The 22,065-nt window shown below is 47.5% G+C and carries 17 protein-coding genes; 4 read left to right on the forward strand and 13 right to left on the reverse strand.

Annotated elements, in window-relative coordinates; all coding sequences use genetic code 11:
• Nucleotides 1–253: 253 nt before the first annotated feature.
• From AB1S56_RS20400 to AB1S56_RS20435, 8 genes are all read right to left on the reverse strand, one after another.
• Nucleotides 254–967 (reverse strand): glycoside hydrolase family 16 protein, encoded by a 714-nt coding sequence (locus tag AB1S56_RS20400; RefSeq protein ID WP_340869894.1) that lies wholly within the window; start codon nucleotides 965–967, stop codon nucleotides 254–256.
• 166 nt (nucleotides 968–1,133) lie between these two features.
• Complete coding sequence (locus tag AB1S56_RS20405; RefSeq protein WP_340869893.1) at nucleotides 1,134–2,750, reverse strand: response regulator; 1,617 nt, start codon at nucleotides 2,748–2,750, stop codon at nucleotides 1,134–1,136.
• The gene (locus tag AB1S56_RS20410) at nucleotides 2,728–4,437 is read right to left on the reverse strand and encodes a histidine kinase (protein WP_340869891.1); all 1,710 of its coding nucleotides are present in this window, start codon (nucleotides 4,435–4,437) and stop codon (nucleotides 2,728–2,730) included. The genes AB1S56_RS20405 and AB1S56_RS20410 overlap by 23 nt, the downstream gene beginning before the upstream one ends.
• Nucleotides 4,438–4,512: 75 nt before the next feature.
• Nucleotides 4,513–6,213: an extracellular solute-binding protein gene (locus AB1S56_RS20415; RefSeq protein ID WP_340869889.1), complete on the reverse strand. Its 1,701-nt coding sequence runs from the start codon at nucleotides 6,211–6,213 to the stop codon at nucleotides 4,513–4,515.
• A gap of 134 nt (nucleotides 6,214–6,347) precedes the next feature.
• Nucleotides 6,348–7,226: a carbohydrate ABC transporter permease gene (locus AB1S56_RS20420; protein WP_340869888.1), complete on the reverse strand. Its 879-nt coding sequence runs from the start codon at nucleotides 7,224–7,226 to the stop codon at nucleotides 6,348–6,350.
• 18 nt (nucleotides 7,227–7,244) lie between these two features.
• A complete protein-coding gene (locus AB1S56_RS20425; protein ID WP_340869952.1) occupies nucleotides 7,245–8,165 on the reverse strand; it encodes an ABC transporter permease subunit in 921 nt (306 codons plus the stop codon).
• A gap of 271 nt (nucleotides 8,166–8,436) precedes the next feature.
• Nucleotides 8,437–11,808, reverse strand: coding sequence for an endo-1,4-beta-xylanase (locus AB1S56_RS20430; RefSeq protein WP_340869887.1), 3,372 nt, complete (start codon nucleotides 11,806–11,808; stop codon nucleotides 8,437–8,439).
• Nucleotides 11,809–12,112: 304 nt separating this feature from the next.
• Nucleotides 12,113–12,601: a fasciclin domain-containing protein gene (locus tag AB1S56_RS20435; protein ID WP_340869886.1), complete on the reverse strand. Its 489-nt coding sequence runs from the start codon at nucleotides 12,599–12,601 to the stop codon at nucleotides 12,113–12,115.
• 149 nt (nucleotides 12,602–12,750) lie between these two features.
• Between AB1S56_RS20435 and AB1S56_RS20440 the strand changes: the two genes are divergently transcribed.
• Together AB1S56_RS20440 and AB1S56_RS20445 are read left to right on the forward strand one after the other, a co-directional pair.
• Complete coding sequence (locus AB1S56_RS20440) at nucleotides 12,751–14,550, forward strand: ABC transporter substrate-binding protein (RefSeq protein WP_340869884.1); 1,800 nt, start codon at nucleotides 12,751–12,753, stop codon at nucleotides 14,548–14,550.
• Between the two features lie 115 nt (nucleotides 14,551–14,665).
• Nucleotides 14,666–15,070, forward strand: a complete 405-nt coding sequence (locus tag AB1S56_RS20445) for a DUF2500 domain-containing protein (RefSeq protein WP_340869882.1) — start codon at nucleotides 14,666–14,668, stop codon at nucleotides 15,068–15,070.
• A 912-nt stretch (nucleotides 15,071–15,982) separates the two neighbouring features.
• Here AB1S56_RS20445 and AB1S56_RS20450 read toward each other — a convergent pair.
• Nucleotides 15,983–16,453: a GNAT family N-acetyltransferase gene (locus AB1S56_RS20450; protein WP_340869881.1), complete on the reverse strand. Its 471-nt coding sequence runs from the start codon at nucleotides 16,451–16,453 to the stop codon at nucleotides 15,983–15,985.
• Entirely contained in the window at nucleotides 16,450–17,286 is an 837-nt protein-coding gene (gene hisJ / locus AB1S56_RS20455; RefSeq protein WP_340869880.1) for a histidinol-phosphatase HisJ, read from the reverse strand. Before hisJ ends, AB1S56_RS20450 begins: the two co-directional genes overlap by 4 nt.
• 164 nt (nucleotides 17,287–17,450) lie before the next feature.
• Here hisJ and AB1S56_RS20460 point away from each other — a divergent pair, with 164 nt between their 5' ends.
• Nucleotides 17,451–18,410, forward strand: a complete 960-nt coding sequence (locus AB1S56_RS20460; protein WP_340869879.1) for a peptidoglycan DD-metalloendopeptidase family protein — start codon at nucleotides 17,451–17,453, stop codon at nucleotides 18,408–18,410.
• A 6-nt stretch (nucleotides 18,411–18,416) separates the two neighbouring features.
• Nucleotides 18,417–18,827 carry a polymer-forming cytoskeletal protein gene (locus AB1S56_RS20465; RefSeq protein ID WP_340869878.1) on the forward strand — a complete coding sequence of 137 codons (411 nt, stop codon included), beginning with the start codon at nucleotides 18,417–18,419 and terminating at the stop codon, nucleotides 18,825–18,827.
• 22 nt (nucleotides 18,828–18,849) lie between these two features.
• Here the strand turns inward: AB1S56_RS20465 and AB1S56_RS20470 are convergent, their stop codons facing one another.
• The 3 genes from AB1S56_RS20470 to aepX are packed head-to-tail and all read right to left on the reverse strand — an operon-like array spanning nucleotide 18,850 to nucleotide 21,988.
• Nucleotides 18,850–19,956: a 2-aminoethylphosphonate aminotransferase gene (locus AB1S56_RS20470; RefSeq protein ID WP_340869876.1), complete on the reverse strand. Its 1,107-nt coding sequence runs from the start codon at nucleotides 19,954–19,956 to the stop codon at nucleotides 18,850–18,852.
• A complete protein-coding gene (gene aepY / locus AB1S56_RS20475) occupies nucleotides 19,953–21,092 on the reverse strand; it encodes a phosphonopyruvate decarboxylase (protein ID WP_340869874.1) in 1,140 nt (379 codons plus the stop codon). Before aepY ends, AB1S56_RS20470 begins: the two co-directional genes overlap by 4 nt.
• Complete coding sequence (gene aepX, locus AB1S56_RS20480) at nucleotides 21,089–21,988, reverse strand: phosphoenolpyruvate mutase (protein WP_340869872.1); 900 nt, start codon at nucleotides 21,986–21,988, stop codon at nucleotides 21,089–21,091. The genes aepY and aepX overlap by 4 nt, the downstream gene beginning before the upstream one ends.
• Nucleotides 21,989–22,065 lie beyond the last annotated feature (77 nt).

The raw sequence follows: 22,065 nt of genomic DNA on the forward strand, positions 1-22,065 counted from the left end.
TTCACTTCAGAACAGCGGGTCTCTGCGTATTCAAGAAATCATTCATGACCTACGTCCTCCTCTAGAGTAAAGGGCTGTACATTACAGCTCATCATCAAACCGTATGTAAGGTTTCCCCTCTCTTGCCCTTGGCTAATGGTTGGCAACAACCAGCCCCCATAGCGGCCTTCACCGCCTAGCTATGTACCATACGTGGCACACATATAAAAGCCTCACAGCCGAATTACTTGGCCATGAGGCTTTCTTACTTTCACTAATTACTTGTGTATCTAACCCAATCGTAGTAAGCGTATAAAGGAGTAGCACCGTTGTATGCCCCAAGCCAATCATCCACTCCGGTCCCATTCCATAGATTCATCATGATTTTCCCAGGAGTTTTAGGTATATTAGACGTTGCTGTGTGTTTCTTAACCCCATCTACATACCATGTAATAGACCCTGGTTGCCAGTCAAAAGCGTACGTATGGTAGCTCTGAGATGCATCAAAGCCTAATTCAATCACTTTTTCATGGCCGCCCACACCGTTGGTAAAATAATTGAACTGCACTTTCGTCGTATCCTTACCTAAAAATTCAATATCGATCTCATCCCACTGTGTGCCATCCGACGGACCCGTATACGTAAAGAAGGAGGATACAACTCCTGTGTTTTTGGCAGGCTTCATCCTTACCTCGTACAGTCCATAACCATACTTGTCCTTGGAGCGGTACTCCCCGCAATCAAATTTATCTTTAGAAGGACTTGTAATTGATAGTCTTAGTTTTCCATTGCTTGTAATAATTGCATTGTTGGCCCGCCAGGTACAATTAAACATGGAGCCGTTAGACCATCCATTTGACATCTCCCACTTCTGTGAATTATGGGAAGTCAGCGGTTCCCATAACGTAGTTGCACCAAAAACCGTACCAGCCAGTGAAGCCAGTAGAACTAGTGAAGAACAAAGAGCAACCAACCATTTTTTATTCATTTTGCTCACATCTCCAATCTGTTTTAATAATTTCCTTAATGTAACTGGGATATTTAATCCGTATTATAATTGTAACCCTGTCAATACACTGTCACTATAACAAATAAATAGCTTCTATGACGATTTTATAAGGATTGCAGCTCGGTATTCAGAAATGGTCATTCTGTTAAAAGCCTATCTTGGCACGATAATCCTGTGGTGTCATACCGAATTCGTCCTTGAACACTTTGATAAAATACTGTGAATTAGAATAACCGAGCTGTTCGGAAATCTCATACACCTTGGCCTCCGAGTCTTTGAGCTTCGCTAAAGCTCGCTCCATCTTGACTTTATGAATGTAATCACTAATGCTGCTCCCTGTAAGCTGTTTGAACAGTCTCGACACGTAAGAGGGATGTAGAGAGACATGATCAGCTGCGGTCTGAAGGCTGGCATCTGCATAGCTCCGATCTAAAAAGCTGCGGATTTCCTGAATCACCTTTTGCTGGTTGGTCTGCGTATCGATTTCAAGTTGGTCCTTTATAAGATCGGCAACCTCTTCTCCCCATCGGATCAGTTGCTCCATAGAGCGAAACGAAGATTTGTGCATTCGATCATACCCTACCAGATCTGATAACAGCATTTGATTTTTATGGGCAATGTAATGAAAGGAAGAGAGCAGCAGGCTTCGGATCTCTTCAAAATATTCTTCACTGCATCCGTTCCAGCTATCGTATTCCTGCCTAATACGCTCAAGTCGTTCCTTAAAGCCATCCCACTGCCCCGTCTCCAGCAGATGAGTGAGTGTCGGAGGCTCATATAGAATTCTTAAGGGCTGTACAATAGTCTGTTTCGGACTACCTCCCACGGATAGCAGATATCCTTGCCGGTTACCGACCTGTTGTTTCAGTGCATAAACGGCATCCTCATACATCTTCCGCACATCTTGAGTGAATAATCCCGGGAAAGATATGACAACCGAAATGCCCCCCTTTAAATATTCATTGACGTTGAAATATAATTGATCCGCCTTGTTGTTAAGCTGCTTCAGAACCTGTTCTTTACTCAGATCCCTGCCTTCTTCCTTGTACTTAAGGAGAAACACCAAATATTCGTAAGGGTCCCGGCACTGCCAAAGGACAAAGCTATCTCCAAAAATTTCTTCTGCGATATTAATGATAGCGTATTCGAATAACATCTGACTGTCAGTGCCGTAATTGGTAAAACGCTCTTCCAATCGAATCAGAATCAAATAAACGGAGTCTCGTTCCTGGATTGAAATGTTGTAGTTGATCATTTTTTTCGCCAACTCATCCACTTGAAACTTCTTCCCTTGAACCAACTCACTCAACAGCTTGTCCTTGAGCATTGGCAGGTGCTCTTTGAAGGCCAGCTTTGCACGCTCCAACGAAGCGACCATCGTCAGCTCTTCATGAATCTTTCGAACCGTAGAATCAAGTGTCATCCGCAGCTGTGTTTGATCTAACGGCTTGACCAGATATTCCAGCACCCCATTCTTGAGTGCTTCTACAGCATATTCAAAATCGGAGAAGCCTGTAAGCAGAATGCATTTGGTCTGGGGATGATTTTCTTTAACAAAACCAACTAATTCTAAGCCATTCATCCCCGGCATAGCGATATCGGTAATAAGGATATCAACAGGTTGCTCCTGTAGGATCTTTGTAGCTTGAAGCCCAGAATAGGCCTTATGCACCTTACCGATTCCAAACTCTGTCCACGGGAAAGCGACTTTCAAATCGTCTACTACATACTGTTCATCATCAACTAATAGAATCTGCAGCATACTTATCATCGCCTTTCTGAATCTGGATTCGGTAACTAGTTCCCTTTGAATGTGTTGATTCAATGATCAGACCTGAACCCTTCCCATAATATAAACGCAGGCGCTGGTGTACATTTCGGATTCCGGCACCCAAGGCTCCATCCTGTGGTATAACCTCTTCCATGTGTCGTTGAATAGCCACCTTTCTCTCTTCCGTCATGCCTTCCCCATTATCCGAAATAACAATTTGGAATCCATGCTTCATAGGTTCGGCTCTTAATGAAACAATACCTGGCTGTAATCCCGGCTCAATTCCATGCTTTACGCAGTTCTCCACCAATGGCTGGAGAATCATCCTTGGCACTCGCTCATCATATAAACTTTCTGGAATATGAATTTCAAAGGCGATTTCACGTTTACGTAGCTGAACAATGGATAGGAAATGCTTAACAAATGCAACCTCATCCAGCAAGGTAGAATCAACCAGCTCGATTTTATGTATGTAGCGGCAATAAGCTCCTAGGTGAAGCGTCATTGCAGTAACAGACTCGTAGTCCTTGACGCTGGTCTTGCTTTGAATATAATTCAAGCAATTAAACAAAAAGTGTGGATTGATCTGAGCCTGATATTGTCTTAGTTTGGCTTCTTTTACTTCAATTTCAATGAGGAGTACCTGTTCAATCAGTCTTTGGGTATTCTCAGCCATACGATTAAATGAATTCCCAAGCATTGAAAATTCGTTAGATTCCAGGCTTACGACGCGACTTGATAGATCACCGTTATCAAAGCGATTGATCGCGGTCCGAAGCGCACGTACAGGCTGCTGAACCTGCCTTCGAAGCAGCAGGCTATAGAAGATGACCCCGATCATTACAATCATAACAGCACAGAAAAAATACTGATTGTTGCGAAAGATCTGTTTAGTATATTGACTTCTCGAATGATAATCCAGAAAATAAAGATTGAGCTTGTCGGACTTTATGTAGGTGACCACGTAATCTGTTCCCTGATTTTTCAGCACAAAAGAGCCGCTTTGACCGATAATATTGTCTCCAATCGTTTGATATGAATCATCAGGGAGACCCTTCTTCTTATGGATAAATGTGTTTTTACCAACATCGTAAACCATTGAATTTCCAGAATTATACTGATCCATTATTTTGGTTATGTTCTCCAAAGATATTCTAACTTCAATCAGGAGTGGGCTGAAATGACTGCGCATAATATAGGAATAATAGCCTGATTCATGGTCCTCTATATGAAGAGTCCACTCATGACGCTTCGAATCTGGGAGCTTATATGTACTGAAGCTTAAGGAATTTACTGATGAGACCATCTCTTTTTCATTAGGATAATAAAGGATTACGGTATTGTTCCACGACGTTGTTGCTGAATTTAAAGCCAACTTATCCATTATGGCTGCCTTTATTTCGTACCTCGCATATTTATCACCTGATTTTAAGATATAAGGAAAACTCCTTACCATAGAGTCGTATGAAAGCGTCATCGTGTTTACAAGTACTTGGTCAAATTGTGTTGTAAGCTGAGCAGTTATGAAGCGCATATCATTCATTTTGTTCTTGTTAACTTCAGTCTGAATGACCTTAAGATTTAGACTATTTATGTACCAGAAAGCGATAACAAAAATCGCCACCATAAACAGAAGGAAATAAAAAAGTTTCTGAAATATGGACAATTTAGTTATCACGAATAATTCCCCCTAATGTTTGTAGTTGATCATAGAGCATTAAGGGCAGCCATAGCGGCTGCCCTTTCTTACCTTTTACTTTGGAACTTGGACCGATTGGTACCAAGCGTTTACTTCCTCGTTAATTTTTTCACCACCGCTAGACTTCCATTTTTCCACAAAGGCGTCAAATTCGTCAATAGAGGCTTTGCCGTATATAATTTTGTTCAGAACTTCCTTCTCCAGCTTGCCCAGCATATCACCACGGGACAATTGAGTCTCTGTTGGTGCACCTGTAAACATTTCCTGCATAACAGCGTCTTTCTGTTCAACGACAATCTTGGCTGCTTGAATCTGCTCAGGGAGACGTTCTGATAGAACCTTCTCATACTGGTTTGTTGGCTCGGCTCCATCTGCTAGCTTCGCCAAGGTATTCATCAATAAGTCCGGAATAATTGCTCCATCAAAGGTAAGCGTATAGCGAATTGCATCCACCCAACCGCCAGGAATTTTGTCGCTCTGCTGTTCTCTGTATACTTCACCGTTTGGACCCAAATCATAATCATAGCCTTTAGCAAATCCATTGCCAAAGATCTCTCCGTTCGGATTTGCCCAGTAATCAAATAAGTAGTTTTGGTATACAAAGAAAGCATCCTTATGTTTCATATCTTTGTTAATGAATACTGCGCCGCTGCTGATTGCTGTACCATGACGTCCAATTTTTCCATCAGGTCCAGCTGGAAGAGGATACGCCTTAAACTCTGCATCAGGAACGTTAGACTTCAAATCTGGAAGCGGCCAGCCTGTCATCCAGTATGGGCCCACAATAATACCGGATTTGCCTGCGGCGAAAGCCTCCGTAGCCTTAACTTCATCATAAAGTCCGGATTCAGCAGAAATATAACCTTTCTCCATCCATTCCTGCATTTTTAGAAGTGCAGGCTTCATCTCTGGCTGTACAGAGCCATATGCCAGTTTATTATCTTTTGTCTTGTTCCACTGGTTTGGCATGGCTCCGAACATACCAAAGATCCATCCGGAGTCAGACATCCATGTATTCAGATTATTTTTGAAGCCTACCGATAGAGCATTTGTGTCTTTTTTCCCATTCCCATCTGGATCCTGATTTGTAAAAGCGTCCATTACCGCCTCAAGCTCAGCTAAATTGGTTGGAGCCTTTAAATTTAGTTTTTTCAGCCAGTCTTCTCTAATGTACATGACAGGATCGTTGTTGTAGGCATTCTCCAAAATAGGGATGCCCATTCTTTTTCCATCTCTCATCAATGGATTCCACACTTCTGGGTGCTGCGCCATCGCACTCTTGTAGGAATCCGAGGCATACTTATCAAACAATTCGCCTGCATCCGTGAATTGTCCGCTATCAATGAGGTCCGCAATGAGAGCAGAGTTCCCACGATATACTACAATGTCAGGCATCTTTTCGCCGGCGGTCAACATGAGACGCAACTTGGTTTCATATGCATTGTTTTGTTCGGTGACGGTCCAAAGATATTTAATATCAATACCAAAGGTATCTTTTGCCCACTTGGTGTGCACATTATTTTCAATATTTTCCCCGTTTTTAAATTTCACGTTACTCTGAATCGGAAATACAGTAGTTATCGTTACCGGCTCTGTATACTTACCATTTTCAAAAGGAGCCGAATAGAAACTTTCTTCTCCAGTACTTACATCTTCAGGTTTTTTTTCGCTGTTTCCAGAGCAACCGACCAGGGCACTGGAAAGCATAACCATTGCAAGTAATGCCATTATCGTCGTTTTCATCTTTTTTGCCATTTTGCGAACCCCCTAATTAAACTTATACATTTAGAACGTGTAAATACAGGTGTAAAGAAATGTAGGATATCATTCAATTAATCTCATAGATCTAATGCCTCACCTCCTTTCAAAGTGCACTTACTTAAAACACATTATTCTTTTACAGCCCCGAGCACGATCCCCTTCACAAAGAACCGTTGCAGAAACGGATAAACAAGCAGGATAGGCGCCATACCAATAAAAATTTGAGCTGCTTTCACGGTTCTTTGCGAAATGTTCTCCAAATCCTCTGGGCGGACAGATACTTTACTAAAATCCTGCTGCACTATAACTGTCTGCAAGTATGAGGCCAGTGGATATTTCTCGTAATCGGTCATGAACAACAGACCATCAAACCATGAATTCCAGTGCCCGACTAGAGTAAATAGAGATAATGTAGCCAGAGCGGGTGTGGATATGGGAAGATATACACTGATAAGTGTCCGGAGATGACCTGCGCCATCAATCAAGGAAGCCTCTTCCATTTCTTTGGGGATCCCTCGAAAAAAATTAAGGAGCAGAATCATGTTCCATACGGAAACCGCACCAGGAAGAATCAGAACCCACATCGTGTTCAACAGATTTAGATTTCGGATCAACATATAGAAAGGAACTAAGCCTCCGCTGAACAGCATGGTGAATACAAAATACCAAATATAGATATTTCTTCGTTTAAAGCTGCTGTTTTCCTTGGACAATGGGTATGCCGCAAAGATAACGATTAGCATACCTACCGCGGTGCCTAAAATGGTACGTTGAACGGTAATCCAAATGGACCTTATAAAATTTTCATTCGCTATAGTCTTCACATACGCATCCCATGTGAAATCCACCGGCCACAGCTTGACCAGGTTTGCACTCGCTGCAGCCTTGCCACTGAATGATACAGCTAGAATATGGATCAACGGAATGATGCAAATCAGTGAAACTACAATTAATAAAACAACGTTAAACACTGCAAATGTCTTGTAGGATTTTGATTTATGATACACTCGTTTATGGCCTCCTCTCTAAAAAATGCGGTAATTCGCTAGTTTATAGGCCATCCGATAAGCGATTACGATCAAGACAAAGCTGACAATAGATTTAAAAAGACCCACAGCGGTTGAAAAACTGAATTTCCCTCCGATAATACCGTAACGGTAGACAAAGGTATCAATGATATCTCCTTTGTCATATACGAGAGCATTATACAAATTAAAGATTTGATCGAAGCCTCCATTTAGGATGTTACCAAGAGCAAGTGTTCCAACTACGATTGTGATAGGTAGCATTGAAGGAATCGTGATTGCCCAGGTCTGCTGCCATCTTCCAGCTCCGTCTACCTCTGCCGCCTCATATAGTGCAGGATTGATGCCAGCTAGTGCGGCGAGGAACACGATGGTATTGAATCCAAACTCCTTCCAAACATCACTTACTACCACGACAAAGCGAAACCAGTCTCCGTCTCCCAAAAAGAAGATTGGCTCTATACCGAAAACTCCTGCTAAGGTCTGGTTGACAAGACCTCCATTTTGAGCAAGCAAATCAATTAGGATTCCTCCGACAAGTACCCAAGACAAAAAATGAGGCATGTAAACGATGGTTTGAACTATTTTTTTGAAAAAGGCTTTCCTGATTTCATTTAAAAGGAGAGCAAATATAAATGGAACGACTAAATTTACAATCATCTTCAGTCCGGCGATAATAACCGTATTCCAAATGACCTGAACGTTCTCGGGAATGCTGAACAAAAATTCGAAATGCTCAAGACCAATCCATTCAGAACCCGTCATACCTAGTGCCGGCTTATAGTTTTGAAAAGCCATTACTAATCCGGCCATGGGGATGTACGAAAAAATGAACGTCAGAATCAACGCTGGAAAAAGCATCATATCGAGTACAATCGTCCTTCTCCATTTCGAGCCTTTCCGAGTTGAATCAGCCTGCATCGTACTGTTAGCACTTGCTCTTTCATGATTTAATAAATCTGTCTGTTGCATAAGCATATTTCCTTTCTGAACCAACCATAGTTAACCTTTCTTATACATTAATCTTAACGTTTCTGTAATTTCAGTTACACGATAATTTGAAAGCATTCATAACAAATTGTTGATATCACAGGTATTCAATTAAACCTTACAACGACATAAAAACGCCCCCACACTGATGAACCTGTTCTATCTCAAGTCCATCTATGTAGGAGCGTTTACGCAGTAAGAATTAGTTTAACTGCTCAAGCAGTGCTTTAATCTCCGGATCCATATTGAGGAGGTTATAAATAACCGTAAGTGCTTCTGAGCGCGAAGTGTCGGCTTTAGGAGCAAACCTGTCATCTACCTTCCCCTTTATGAGTCCGGACTCGGCAGCCTGTTTAATAACCTCTGATGCATAGGAATTCTGTAGGTCCGTAAAGACCTTAACTTCTGAAGCTCTCGGAAGATTATACAGATCTATGATTCGGGACAAGATGACCACCATTTCCTCACGGGTGATCGATTGATTAGGTCTAAAGCTGCCATCCTTATATCCCTCAATAATTCCAGCCGCTGCGAAATCAGCAATCGGAACGTTGGCCCAATGCCTATTCGTATCGTTAAAAACCACCTGCTGTGTCCCCGATATATCCATAAGTCTAGACAATATCATCACAAATTCAGCCCTGGTCACCGCCCGGTCTGGTTTGACTGTTCCATCAATATATCCATTAATTACGTCCAACTGGATGAATTTCTCTATCACATCCGCGGCCCAGTGATCCATAATGTGTTCAATTAGGAGAGATGTTCCTGAACCTTTGGCACGTTTAACCAGAGACTCAATCTTTGCAGCCACATTAGATACAACACCGATTTTAAAAATATTAAGTTCGGACGGTGTTGGTGTTGGTGTTGGTGTTGGTGTTGGTATTGGTGTTGGTGTTGGTGTTGGTGTTGGTGTTGGTATTGGTATTGGTATTGGTGTTGGTGCCACGAACGTCAGAATACCAAATTGAGATGTATTTTGCCACGAATCATTAGATGGATCGTTCCACTTGCTTGAAGTACGGACGCCCCCGCCCTGATCGTCATTAATCTGAATATCAAATCCGATAGACTGGTCTGCTTTTGGCACTATTGTACCCAACTGGATTTTCACTTCCATGTTATAGCCGTCGTCCGTATGAATCACAGCACTTTCTAGTCTGTCTGCGGAGGCTCCACCAGCAAAGGAAAGAACGTTATCGATATTTATACGGTACTGACTGTCATCTCCTTGATAATATCCGGTTCTCTGATGATTCTCATCCAAAAAAATTTCTACAGAATCCTGATACCAAGGTTCAGGCGCATCCACTTTAAGTAGGGAGTCCTTTACTTCCAAAAAGATCAACAGACTATCATCATTCCACATCGTCCACGCTTCTGCGGAAGCGCTTTTTGGCGCATTGGTTAAGTTGACCTGAATCCGCTCCACTTTCTCCCAGGTAGCTTCTTTTTTTCCGTCAATCACGAGCGCTCCATGAACAGCCTCTACGGATTTCGGCATGCTGGCCAAACGAATCATCCCATATCTACTGGTGTCGGTATCCTGTTGAAGAGTTCGGTCGTTCCAATAAATTTGCGTGGGTTGATATCCGCTGTCATCTGTAACTCGAACATCAAACCCAATCAGGCTGCCAGCTTCAGCCTGTATGGTGGTCCAAGGAATTACTGCTTCAACAGTATAACCGGCAGCGCTTGGTCTAACCACCGTCTGTACTTCCTCTGTTCGTTCGTTTGAACGCGGTATAACAACCTTACGAACAGCCGGCTCCAATGACCCGGACATTGCATTTTGCTCGTCAATAAACAACTCAACTTTGTCATCAGGATTGATTGTGCTATCCTGAACATCCACTTTGATATAAAGATGATTTAAATCCCAAAAGATCTGATGCGAAGCACTTAAATGATCCTTTACGGCCATCTCAGATTTCACGGCCTTTTTCCATAGTGGATCCTCAGCTCCTGTCTGATTCGGCGATCCAGACAGAGCTGTAGACAGTTGCCGAATCACGGGCAACCGGGACGGGTCTGCAAGACCCCAATAGGCATCTTTTGCTTGTAGTTTCTTATCGAACAGCAAGGCATGACGATTGTAGCTTTTCTCATCTTGTAGTCCCCAGATAGTCACAGAGGAAATATTATTCCTGTATTTCTTGTAGACCTCCATGAGCTCCATGTAACGGTGACCCTGCCGCGCCTCAATGTCTGCCGGCAGCGGCATATCTACACTGACTCCGGAATCTACATCCAGCTCCGTAATTTGGATATCTAGACCGAGCTCGGAATACTGCTTGATCGTCTTTTCAACTTCTTCAATAGAAGGGGAATATAGCAAATGGTGAGACTGCAGGCCGACCCCATCAATTAGATCTTTTTCCTTCAATGTCTTTAACAGCTTGTAGATGTGCTCTCTCTTGGACGGAACTTCAGTATAATAATCGTTATAGTACAGATTAGCATCCGGATCCGCCTTACGTGCAAATTCAAAGGCCTTTTCAATATAATCTGGTCCGATCAGTGTATACCAAGGTGTTATTCGCAGACCATTTTCATCCCCGCCATTGTCGGCTATGACTTCGTTCGCTACATCCCAAGCATCAATTTTACCCTTGTAGCGCTGCATAACCGTAGTAATATATTCTTCAAGTCTCTGCAGCAGTAGATCCCGGCTTGCAGGCTCGCCATTGGGGCCCGTAAACATCCACTCTGCTGCATCAATATGCCAAAGCAAGGCATGTCCTCTGATGTCCATTTCATTATCTTCCGCAAAATTCACATACTGATCCGCTACTTCAAAGTTATACTGCCCCTCTCCTAATGAGATAAATTTAGGCTTCATCTCATATGTGGCTGTGATACTGTTAAAGTGCTTTTTCAAAAGTTTTGCATATGAACCCTCCAACTGCCAGGTGTATGCAGCGGCTCCAATCTTGAAATCATCCGCATATACTTCTTTCAAAGACGGAATACCCTGTTCGATGGTGAGGGGGGCAGCAGGCTCAATAACTACATCATCCACATAAAATGCTAATGTGTCTATAGGCTCTGGTGTACGGTATGGCGTTTCAACATAAAGAAATAAATCGGATGGATAATTATTGTATCGGTAACTGCCTTCTAGCCGGTGCCACTTATCCCAGTTATCTTTAGTAATTGTTGTCTGGTCAGGCACCAGATAATTTTCTGTTTCATGCTTGTTATAAACCGTCAACTGGAGGGTTTGATTCTCCTGCGGTTCTTCCTTCAAACGAACATACATAGATATCTGGTAGTCTTTATTCGGTAGCAAGCGATCTTTCAAATCCAGCTTAGGACCATAATAGGTTCTTTGACGTCCCTCTACCAACATACTTGAATGACCGTTATTGTAGACATCATTAGTTACGCTTAAGGTCTCGTCACCAATACGCTTTACCCACCCTTGGAGAGTGCCGTCCTCAAAATCCGTGCTGATCCTTTCTACAGCTGAGTTCGCTTCCGCTCGGTCTATTAAGCCTTGTGGAGCTAGCATTGTAATCAGTATCATGATCACAAGGAATGCCGCCATGTTCGTTTTGCATTTGTACATTTGTATCCTCCTTAGAGATGCATTTTATTGTCTCACAATCGTACACAAAGCAGTTCGCTAGGAAGCGTTTTCAAGCGCGAGACAACTTAATCTTGATTATATCTACAGCCACTTCAAACCCAAATAACAAAAGCGTATACTGAATAACAAATTAATGTCCTTTGTCAGGCAGGCCTGTTTATTATCAAGAGCGTCATCATTCAATACCGGCCTAGGCACCTTGAAACTGTTGCACAAGGAATCTAATTACAAAAAAAAACCATCCCGCAGGATGGTCAATATGGAAGCCGACTGAACAGCCGGTTTATCTGTTTTGCGGGGGAAGCAGTACCTTATCAATGACATGAATAACGCCATTAGATGCCATAATATCCGCTTTCACCACATTTGCATCGTTCACCTTGACGGGGTTGGTGGAGATGATTACGTCACTGCCCTGCAGCGTCTTTACCTTCATGCCGTCCTTGAGATCTGTAGACAGAACCTTGCCAGGCGCCACATGGTACAGCAAAATGTCCTTCAAATCCTTGCGGGCAAGCAATTCCTCTGCTGTAATATTCAGTTGCTTCAGCAGGGTGGTAAACGCCTCGTCCGTTGGCGCAAACACAGTGAACGGTCCGCCCCCTTTTAAAGCGTCCACCAGGCCGGCTTGTTCCAGAGCTTTGGCGAGAATTGTGAATTGTCCGGCTGCGACGGCGGTATCAACGATGTCTTTTCGTTCTTCGGCATTCGCCATGCCCAGCGGGATCATGAGCAGGCACAGGGTCAGGAGCAGCGTCAGTGTTTTTTTCATTTCATATTTCCTCCTTCAAGATATAGGTACCTATGTACCTTTCGTTACGTATAAATCATGACCCAAGTTAAGGAACATTATGTATTTCTTCAAAGTACCATTTTACGAAAAAATCCAATCAAGTTAGTGTACAGGAACGGAGGGTTTGGATGAAAATACGAAGGCATCTGCTCCAGCTGAGAGAAGCGTATCCGCATGCCGAGGATAGCTCGTCGATCGAGGTGACGACCGCGGAGCTGGCGGACAAGCTGGGCTGCACACACCGCAATATGGTGCTCCTGCTGAAGCGAATGACGGAGGAGGGCTGGATTAGCTGGACGTCGAAGCGCGGACGCGGCAATCGCTCCCTGCTGACATTCCAGCTTCCGCTCGAGAAGCTGCTGCAGGAGGAGGCCGAGGAGCTGGCCATGCGCGGTGATCTGCAGGCCGCCTTCGAGCTGCTGCATACCAAGAGCGCCGGATCAGCGGCGCTAGCCCGCTTCCAGCAATGGCTCTCCGGCCAATTCGGCTTCCGGAGCATAGTGGAAGGCCAGCGTCGAACAGATACGCTGCGCTTCCCGCTTCCCGGCATCATCGGGAGCCTCGATCCGGCCCGCATTCACTATGCCGGGGAGTCGCATCTCGTGAGCCAGCTGTTCGATGGGCTTGTCCGTACCGACACTCGGGGCGGCAACGCGCTGCCTCATCTCGCGCATGCATGGGAGACGAACAGCGATCGGACAGAGTGGACCTTCTACCTGCGCAAAGGCGTCATGTTCCACCACGGCCGGGAGATGACCTCCGCAGACGTCCGATTTACGCTTCAGCGTCTCCAGCAGCTCGCACCCGGAGGGCTGTACAACTGGGTCTATCATGGCATTCAAGATATGCTGACACCGGACTCCACCACGATCCGCATCCGGCTTGCGCAGCGCAACGAGACGTTCCTCTCCTTCCTCTCCACCAACCGCGCATCCATCATACCGGAGGATATTTGCCAATCCGAAGGCGACGCCTTCGGTCAAGCACATGGCTCCGTTATCGGGACGGGGCCGTTTCGGCTCGGGAGCCGAGAGCAGGGCATATGGATGCTGGAGGCGTTTCCTTCTTATTTTCAAGAGAGAGCGTTTCTGGATCGGGTGGAGGTCTGGACGATGCCGGCTGGCAACACGGACAAGGATGGAGGACAGGGCGTGCTTCAACAGTTCCAGGTCATGCACAATGTGAAGCTGGAGAATACGTCGAATGGACATTTCCAGCAGGTGAGGCAATCGGGGACGACCTGCAAGTTCATAACGGTTAACGAGCTGAAGGAAGGGCCTCTGCGGAATGCCGCCATTCGCGCCGCGCTGGATCGCGGCATTCATCGGGGAGAGCTGCTCAGGCTGCTGTCGGGCGATGTAATCGAGGGAGCTTCCAGCTTCTGGTCAAGCGGCGAGCAGGGAAGCTGTACGGTGTCCCAATATGACAGCGCTGCGACAAGACAGGAGCTGGAGGAGGCCGGATATCAGGGAGAAACGCTGGTGCTGACTACGATCCCTCAATACGAGCGCGATGCCGCAATGATCAAGACGCTGCTGGAGCAAGCAGGTGTGACGGTATCCGTTAATTTGCTGCCTGCGGAGCAGTTCAAGGGCGCCGAGCGGATGTCCGCCGATCTGCTGCTGTTCGCCGTCATGCTGGACGAGCACCGTGAGCTGCGGCTAATCGACCTGTACAAAAGCATGATGCAGCATGCGGAGCCAGGAACACGCGCTTTAGTTGCGGAGGCGCTGGAGCGTATCCTCGCTGAGCCGGATGCAGCGGGCCGGACTCGTCTGTTCATCGGTATCGAAGGCTTGCTCGCCCCCCGCCATTCGCTTCTGTTCCTGTACCGCAAGCATTTGAAGACGGCATTCCACCCTTCCGTGCAGGGGATTTCGCTAGAGTCGCTGGGCTGGGTGCGGTTCCGGGATTTATGGTTTCGTTGAATGTTGCCTGTGAGAAAACAAATCGTTCTTGCAACACGTCGGTCGTTTTTGACGTATTAGTTATAGCTTCACCTTGCTCTACACGAGTACATCATTACTTTAGGAGGTCATCTTTATGGGATTTGGACACGATCCGTCCTTCGGACATAGTGGTTTTAACTTCATGTTCGACATCTTTCCTATTATATTTTTCCTCGTCTTCGCGCTTATTGTTGGAGGCATTATATTCAGCATCGTTAACCATATGCGCAATGCCCGCTCGCCCGAGGAGACTGCCTACGCAACAATTGTCGCCAAGCGCATGGACGTGCGCCATTACTCCAATCATAACAACAACGACATAGGACATTCCAGCTCCTCCTCTCGAACGTACTACTACATTACGCTTCAGTTCGACAACGGCGTCCGCAAGGAATTTCTCGACGTAAAAAACTTGTTCGGCCTTGTCGTGGAGGGCGACCGCGGCTTCGCAGCGACCAAAGGCGAATGGATCGTCGCCTTCGAGCGGCAGGCGGGTTAAGCAACAAGGCGGTACAAGTCATGAACCTCGTACCGCCTTGTTATATTCACTTGGGTACAACGACACCACGTGTCGGTATGCAACTAACTGCTCCTTCGCCGCAATAGCCACACCTCATGTCGCTGTCGAGCCCTGAAGAACCTCCTTTGCCCCTACAACGACACCACGTGTCGCTATTGCAGCAACTAACTGCCCCTTCGACGCAATAACCACACCTCATACTCCAGCTAACTGCTCTATCGTGGCCATAACGATCTGCCGTGTCGCTGTTGAAGGCAAAAACGTCTCAGTTACTGCAACAGCGACATGTCGTGTCGTTGTAGCTCCCACTAGCAGCTCTATCGTGACCATAACGATCTGACGTGTCGTTGTTGAAGGCAAAAGCGCCTCAGTTACTGCAACAGCGACATGCCGTGTCGTTATAACGCTAACTAGCTGCTCTTTCGTGACCATAACGATCTGTCGTGTCGTTGTTGAAGGCAAAAGCGCCTCAGTTACTGCAACAGCGACATGCCGTGTCGTTATAACGCCAACTAGCTGCTCTATCGTGACCATAACGATCTGTCGTGTCGTTGTTGAAGGCTAAATCTCCTCAGTTACTGCAACAGCGACATGCCGTGTCGTTATAACGCTAACTAGCTGCTCTTTCGTGACCATAACGATCTGTCGTGTCGTTGTTGAAGGCAAAAGCGCCTCAGTTACTGCAACAGCGACATGCCGTGTCGTTATAACGCCAACTAGCTGCTCTATCGTGACCATAACGATCTGTCGTGTCGTTGTTGAAGGCTAAATCTCCTCAGTTACTGCAATAACCACACCTCATGTCGCTGTCGAACGCTGTAGGACCTCTTTTGCCCCTACAACGACACCACGTATCGCTATCATACCAACTAACTGCCCCTTCGACGCAAACTACCTCAGCAGCTTCTCCATACACAAGCTGGACTCGCAGTCCACGTACTCCCCGAATCGGTCGATTTCGTAGAAGCCCATCTTCTTGTAGAAGTGGACGGATTCGAACTGGGGAGCTCCCGTCTCCAGGCGCATGACGGAGCAGCCCATCTCTTCCGCCTCCTGCTCAAGACGGCTGAATACTTGGCGCGCCACCCCTTGCCTGCGCATGGATGGCTCGACGTAGAACCGCTTCAGCTCCACCGTGGCCTCATCAAGCCTGCGAATGCCCCCGCAGCCGACCGGGACGCCGTCCCAATAGGCCACTACAAATGTCATCTCGCCAGTCTTCGGGTCTGACATATCGACGCCGAATATTTCGTCCTGCGGGTACAAATCCGACAGGTAGCCATCCAGCTTGCTGATTAAGCCTGCCAGGTCGCTGTCATTCGGGCCGACCGCTCGAAGCACCAAATGGTCGATTCCACTCACCCCTGATCCCCCTTCTTCCCGCTCATCGCCGACTGAAACCAATCCCAGCCAAAGCCTACATGCTCCGGCTTATGAGAGTCGGAGCCGTATACACAGGATACGCCAAGCCTTCCGCACTCCGCGAGGAACCATTCCGGCACATAGGGCTTGCCGCATGTCGCTACGCGCATGCCTGCCGTATTCACGTCGATGCCTACCGAGGACTTCGCGAGCAGCGGCAGAATCCCCTCCAGCCTGCGCCGGATTAAGGCCTCGTCGATCTCGGGCAGCTCCGTTCTGAACTTCTCGATCAGATTAATATGGCCAAGCCTTGTCCGCATCGGAAGCGTCGCCGCGAAGGCTATTGCCCCCTCCACATGATCGTAATATTCGTTCACAAGACGATCCATCGAGCCGTAGTAGGCCAGCAGATTCCTCTGGAAATCCTCAGGCATATAATCAATGCAGCGTATGCCTCCCGCCCCCGGCAAAAAATGCACCGAATATACAACATCCTCCAATTCGTGCTGCCATTCCTCCACCATTCGCTCCGTGAAATCAAGCTGGCCCGGCAAATAATCCAGCTCGAGGCCGATCGTAATGTCGATTTGTCCCTCGTATCGCCGCTTCATCTCCCGCACATAGCTCATATAAGCCGGCAGCTCCTCCGGAGGCATCGCCAGCTCGTCGAACAGCTTCTTGTCCGGCACCAAGCCTGCAGGCAGCGGAGGATGCTCACTTATCGTATAGCGTTCAAAGCCCAGCTCGATCGCTCGATCTATGTAAAGCTCCTGAGCGGCATCGCTGCCGTGATAACAAAACCTTGTATGCGTATGGCCATCCCATTTCAACAAATCCCTTCACTCTCCCGCCGAACCTTTTTTTATAGATTATCACTTGTCCGAGCTCGGGTAAATCAGGACGTTCTATAAACGTATTTCCCCGGAAATAGAGGATTTTCAATGCAACGTGTCGAATAAAGCGTTTGCGATGTTTTGGAATAGGTAGGAGGAAAGTCATGAAAAGCTTAAATGCGAGGGTGAAGCTGGTCCTTATTCCGGACGCAAATAGACCTGTTCGACATTACAATGTGCCGAAAGTCTTATTTGTTGCAACGCCCGCCCTCATCATTTTATTTGCCTTGTGCTCAGCCATCTTCATATTGCTCAACTCCAGTCACCTCCAGCAGGTGGAGCAGCTGCAGGAGCAGCTAACCCTCTCCGAAGCCAGCTACGAGACTTTGCTTCAGGCCAGAGAGGAGCAGATCGCCGGGCTGGAGTCCGATCTTGCTTCGTTATCCCGGCAGGCCGCCGAGGTAGAGAGCAAGATGACGGAGATTGCGGAGTTGGAGTCCCAGCTGAAGGAAATCGCCGGCATCGAGGAGACCGTCATTCCACTATCGGATGGCCAAGGCGGGGAGGAATTTGCACTAGCCTCCACAGATGCCGAGACAAGTCTCGTATCGGAGACCAAGGAGAGCTTTCTCCAGATGACGTCGATGATCGACGAGATGAAGCCCAGTCTGGAATCGACCAAAAAAGCCCTCATCGGCTACCAGCGCATATTGGATATGACGCCAAGCATTTGGCCGGCGGATTCCCGCCGGGTGACGTCGACCTTCGGTATACGAAGAGACCCGATTTCCGGCAGATCTGCCGTACATAACGGATTGGATCTCGGCGGCAACCGAGGCGATCCCATCTATGCGGCCGCTGATGGCATCGTTACGCTATCAGAGCGCGACTATCCCCATGGCAACAACATTCTGATCGATCATGGCCGTGGAATGGAGACCCGCTATCTGCATCTGAATAAACGTTTTGTCGAGGCAGGTGCCCGCGTGAAGAAAGGCCAGCTTATCGGCGAGCTTGGCAATACCGGCAGAAGTACAGGACCGCATCTTCATTACGAGGTCATCGTAAACGGAGATCATGTCGATCCTATGCCCTATATCAAAGAAGACAGGAAGGAACCGTGACCGCGCATGTTCAAGAATAAACCGACTACAAACAAAATAAACCCCGACGCTACGGATACGCTTATAGGCGAAGGCACCACTTTTGAAGGGAAATTAAAAACAGAGGCCAGCATTCGAATCGAAGGCACGATCATTGGCGACATTATGTCAAGCGGTGACGTCATTATTGGCGAGAACGGCAGCGCCACCTCCAACGTCATTGCCCGCGATCTCGTGTTAGCCGGTCAGCTGAACGGCGATGTCGAGGTGCGCGGCAAGCTTACGATCTGCGCGACTGGCGTGCTGAACGGCAACATTGCCACACAGGCACTCGTCATTGAGTCGGGCGGCGTCTTCAACGGCAGCAGCAAGATGCCGGTGGGCAAAGCTTCTGTTACGCCGGTAGAATCGCAGAAGGAGCTCAAGGCATCATCTTGAGCTCCCTGTCTATACCCTTCGCCTATCCGCGGTAATAGCCGATTCTCCGAAGATAACGCTCCAGCAATGCCAGGAAAGCCTCTATATCTCTGTATGTGATATCCCCGATATTTGCGATTCGGAACGTATTCATGCCGTTGAGCTTACCAGGGTAAATGGTAAACCCTTGGCTGTACATTTCATCATGCATGTCCCCGAAGCTGTACGAATCGCAGTCGGGCTCCAGGATGGATGTCACGATTCTGGAATGATGCTTCTCCTCCACCAGATGCTTTAACCCCAGCCGCTTAATCCCGCGAATCAACGCTTCCCATGACTGGGTGTACCTCGCGTATCGTTGCTGTACGCCTTCTTCCTTCAGCTCAACAAGCGCTTGCTTCAATGCGTAGAACGTCTGAACAGGGGGAGTAAAGCGCATTTGACCCGTCTCCGAAAAATGCTTGTGCTGAGCGTACAGGTCCAGATAGTAGCTCCTTGGCTTCCTCTCCTTCTTGCTCTCCAGCTTGCTGGTGTCCGCTATAACAAATGAAATGCCAGCCATGCCCTGCACATTTTTGTTGGAGCTTGCGGCCAAGTAGCTGATATTCATAGGCCCCATGTCAATAGGCAAGGCGGCATAGGAGCTCATCGCATCCACGATCATATCGATTCCGTGACGCCTGCACAGCTCCCCAATGGATGGAATATCATTGAGTAAACCCGTGGTTGTCTCATGATGAACAACGGCAAGATGCGTTATTTTTTGAGAGGATCGCTTCATCATAGCTTCGAGCTCGGACAGGTTGACCGGACTGTCGGAAGGACTTACAAATTCCATGACATGCAAGCCATAAACAGCCGCAATTTCGCACATTCGTTTCCCATACGCGCCGTTATTGATAATGATGACGACGTCCTCGCCGATAACAGAGCTTAGAATAGACTCTACCGCCGCCGTTCCGGAGCCGCCGAACAAGACGGTTGTGTATTGGGCAGGATCGCCGACCAACATAGTCAACTCCGTGGAGACGGACAACATGATGCCGCCGAAATCCTCCTCGCGGGGACAAATATCAGGGACAACCTGCGCGTATTTAACGGTATCGGTTGTTGTAGCGGGACCAGGATTGAGCAAAATCATTTTTTTCATGGCCCAACCATCCCCAGAAACTGCTGCAGACGCTCTTTGATTTCATGAGGCTTGATCTGAGGGCGCCCCAGCGACTCCTTATGGCCTTTGGACGTTCTCATATGAAGGAAAGTAAGACCTTTGGTCCGCTTCCATTCCTCAATAGCGGCTTGCAGCTCAGCCAGATGATGCACGTAAATGGATTTCACATAACCGCAGGAAGCAGCCACCTCTACAAATTCCACATTATGCGACACTGTGCCTTGTCCACCCGTCGAATCATGGGCGTTGTTGTCCAGCAAAATATGCAACATATTGATCGGACTATACGTCGCGTTGGTAGCCAAGCTTCCCATACGCATAAGCAGAGAGCCGTCGCCATCAATGACAACAACATCCTTGTTGCTTTGAACGAGCGACAATCCAAGTCCAAGAGAGCTCACACAGCCCATAGAGCCCACCATATACAGATTGCCAGGACTGTCCTCGATCTCATACAGCACCCGCCCTGTTATTCCTGTTGTGGCCAATTGAATGGTATGGGCGTCCTTCATCCCGTTAATGACCGTCAACGCTTCATAGCGGGACGGCATTTGATCCTCTTGGGACTTCAACGCTTTACATTGATTGGCTCTAGCGGGAAGCTCCTTCCTCATCAAAGCAACTGGAGCAAACGTCCCGTCCCGAACGACAAAGAAAAAGGGCTGATTCCGCCCGATCCAGCTGCTGGCCTCGCTCAGCTGCTTTATCGCTTCGTCCGTATCACTCGACAAGTATTGCCACTTGATCTCCATAAGCTCCAGCAGCTTTGTGGTTTGCCGGCCGATTAACTCATGCTGCGGCTCGTCCTGCTTCCCCGGCTCGCCCCGAAGGCTGACGAAGCCCAGCAGCGGAATTCGGAAGGGCTGATTCAACGATACAAGCGGCGACACGGCATTCGTTAGACCTGAATTTTGCATAAGAACAACCGATTTCTGCCCGCCGAGGAACGCCCCCGACGCAATGGCGACCGCGTCTCCTTCGTTCGCTGCCGCTACATATTGACATTCATTAATGGCATAATTGATAAAATGCTTTAAGCATGAGCACGGAACTCCGCTAAAAAATTCAAAGCCCAGGGCTTGCAATTGCTCACCCAGACGCCCCGTCTGAATCATGATGAATGACCTCCCTGTTCGGGGTCGGACGGCAAGTATTTCAGCTCCGCCTCTTGCAGCTCCTCTGCCCCCTGCAGCCTGAAAATTTCATCGACGGTCGCTACCTTGCTCTCCGCCTGCTTCAGACTTTGCTCCTCAAAAATTTGCTTCGAAATGCTCTGCATCGCGCCAAGCGATGCTCTTAAGTTGTGGTTCGCCCAGATGGCGACGCTGACTCCCAGCTCCTGAAACCGTTGTGTCGGAACTGCATAATATTTGGTTGGCACAATCACGACAGGGAGCCTTCCATTCCACTCCTTCAGGAACGCTTCAATCTCCGTGATGTCCGATCTCTTGCTGTGCATAAGAATCGCATCGGCGCCAGCCTTGCGGTATGCCTCCGAGCGTCGCAGCGCCTCCTCCAGCCCCCAGCCTGTAATAAAGGCTTCCACACGCGCGATGACGGAGAAGTCGTCATCCTGCTGAGCGTCCTTCATCGCCTTGATCTTGCCGGAGAACTCCTCGATATCGGCAAGCGGCTGTGCGCTTCCGTTAATGAAGGAATTTGTTTTGGGAAACAACTTGTCCTCAATACAAACGCCTGCAATTTGTCGCTGCTCCAGCTTCTTGACCAAGCGCCTTGCATTGTTGAAGTTCCCGTATCCCGTATCGCCATCAAGCAGGATGGGAATGGAGGTTGCGTCGCTCATAAATTCCAGAACGTCCAGCACCTGTGTCCAAGAGGCTTCATTGTTGTCCCTGACCCCCATGGATGCGGATATGGATAACCCGCTGGCCCAAATGCCTTTGAACCCTGCCTCCTCTACGATTTTAGCCGACAGGCCGTTGTGAGCCTCCATCAGAAACTCCAGGCTTTGCGATTGGATGATTTCCTTTAACAGCGATGTTTTTTTCACCGACAGTCTCCTTTCGTCCATAGATTCATAGATTCATAGACAACATCAATATATTCTTAATAACCGGAAACGTAAGG

The sequence above is a fragment of the Paenibacillus sp. PL2-23 genome, from assembly GCF_040834005.1.
GTDB lineage: Bacteria > Bacillota > Bacilli > Paenibacillales > Paenibacillaceae > Pristimantibacillus.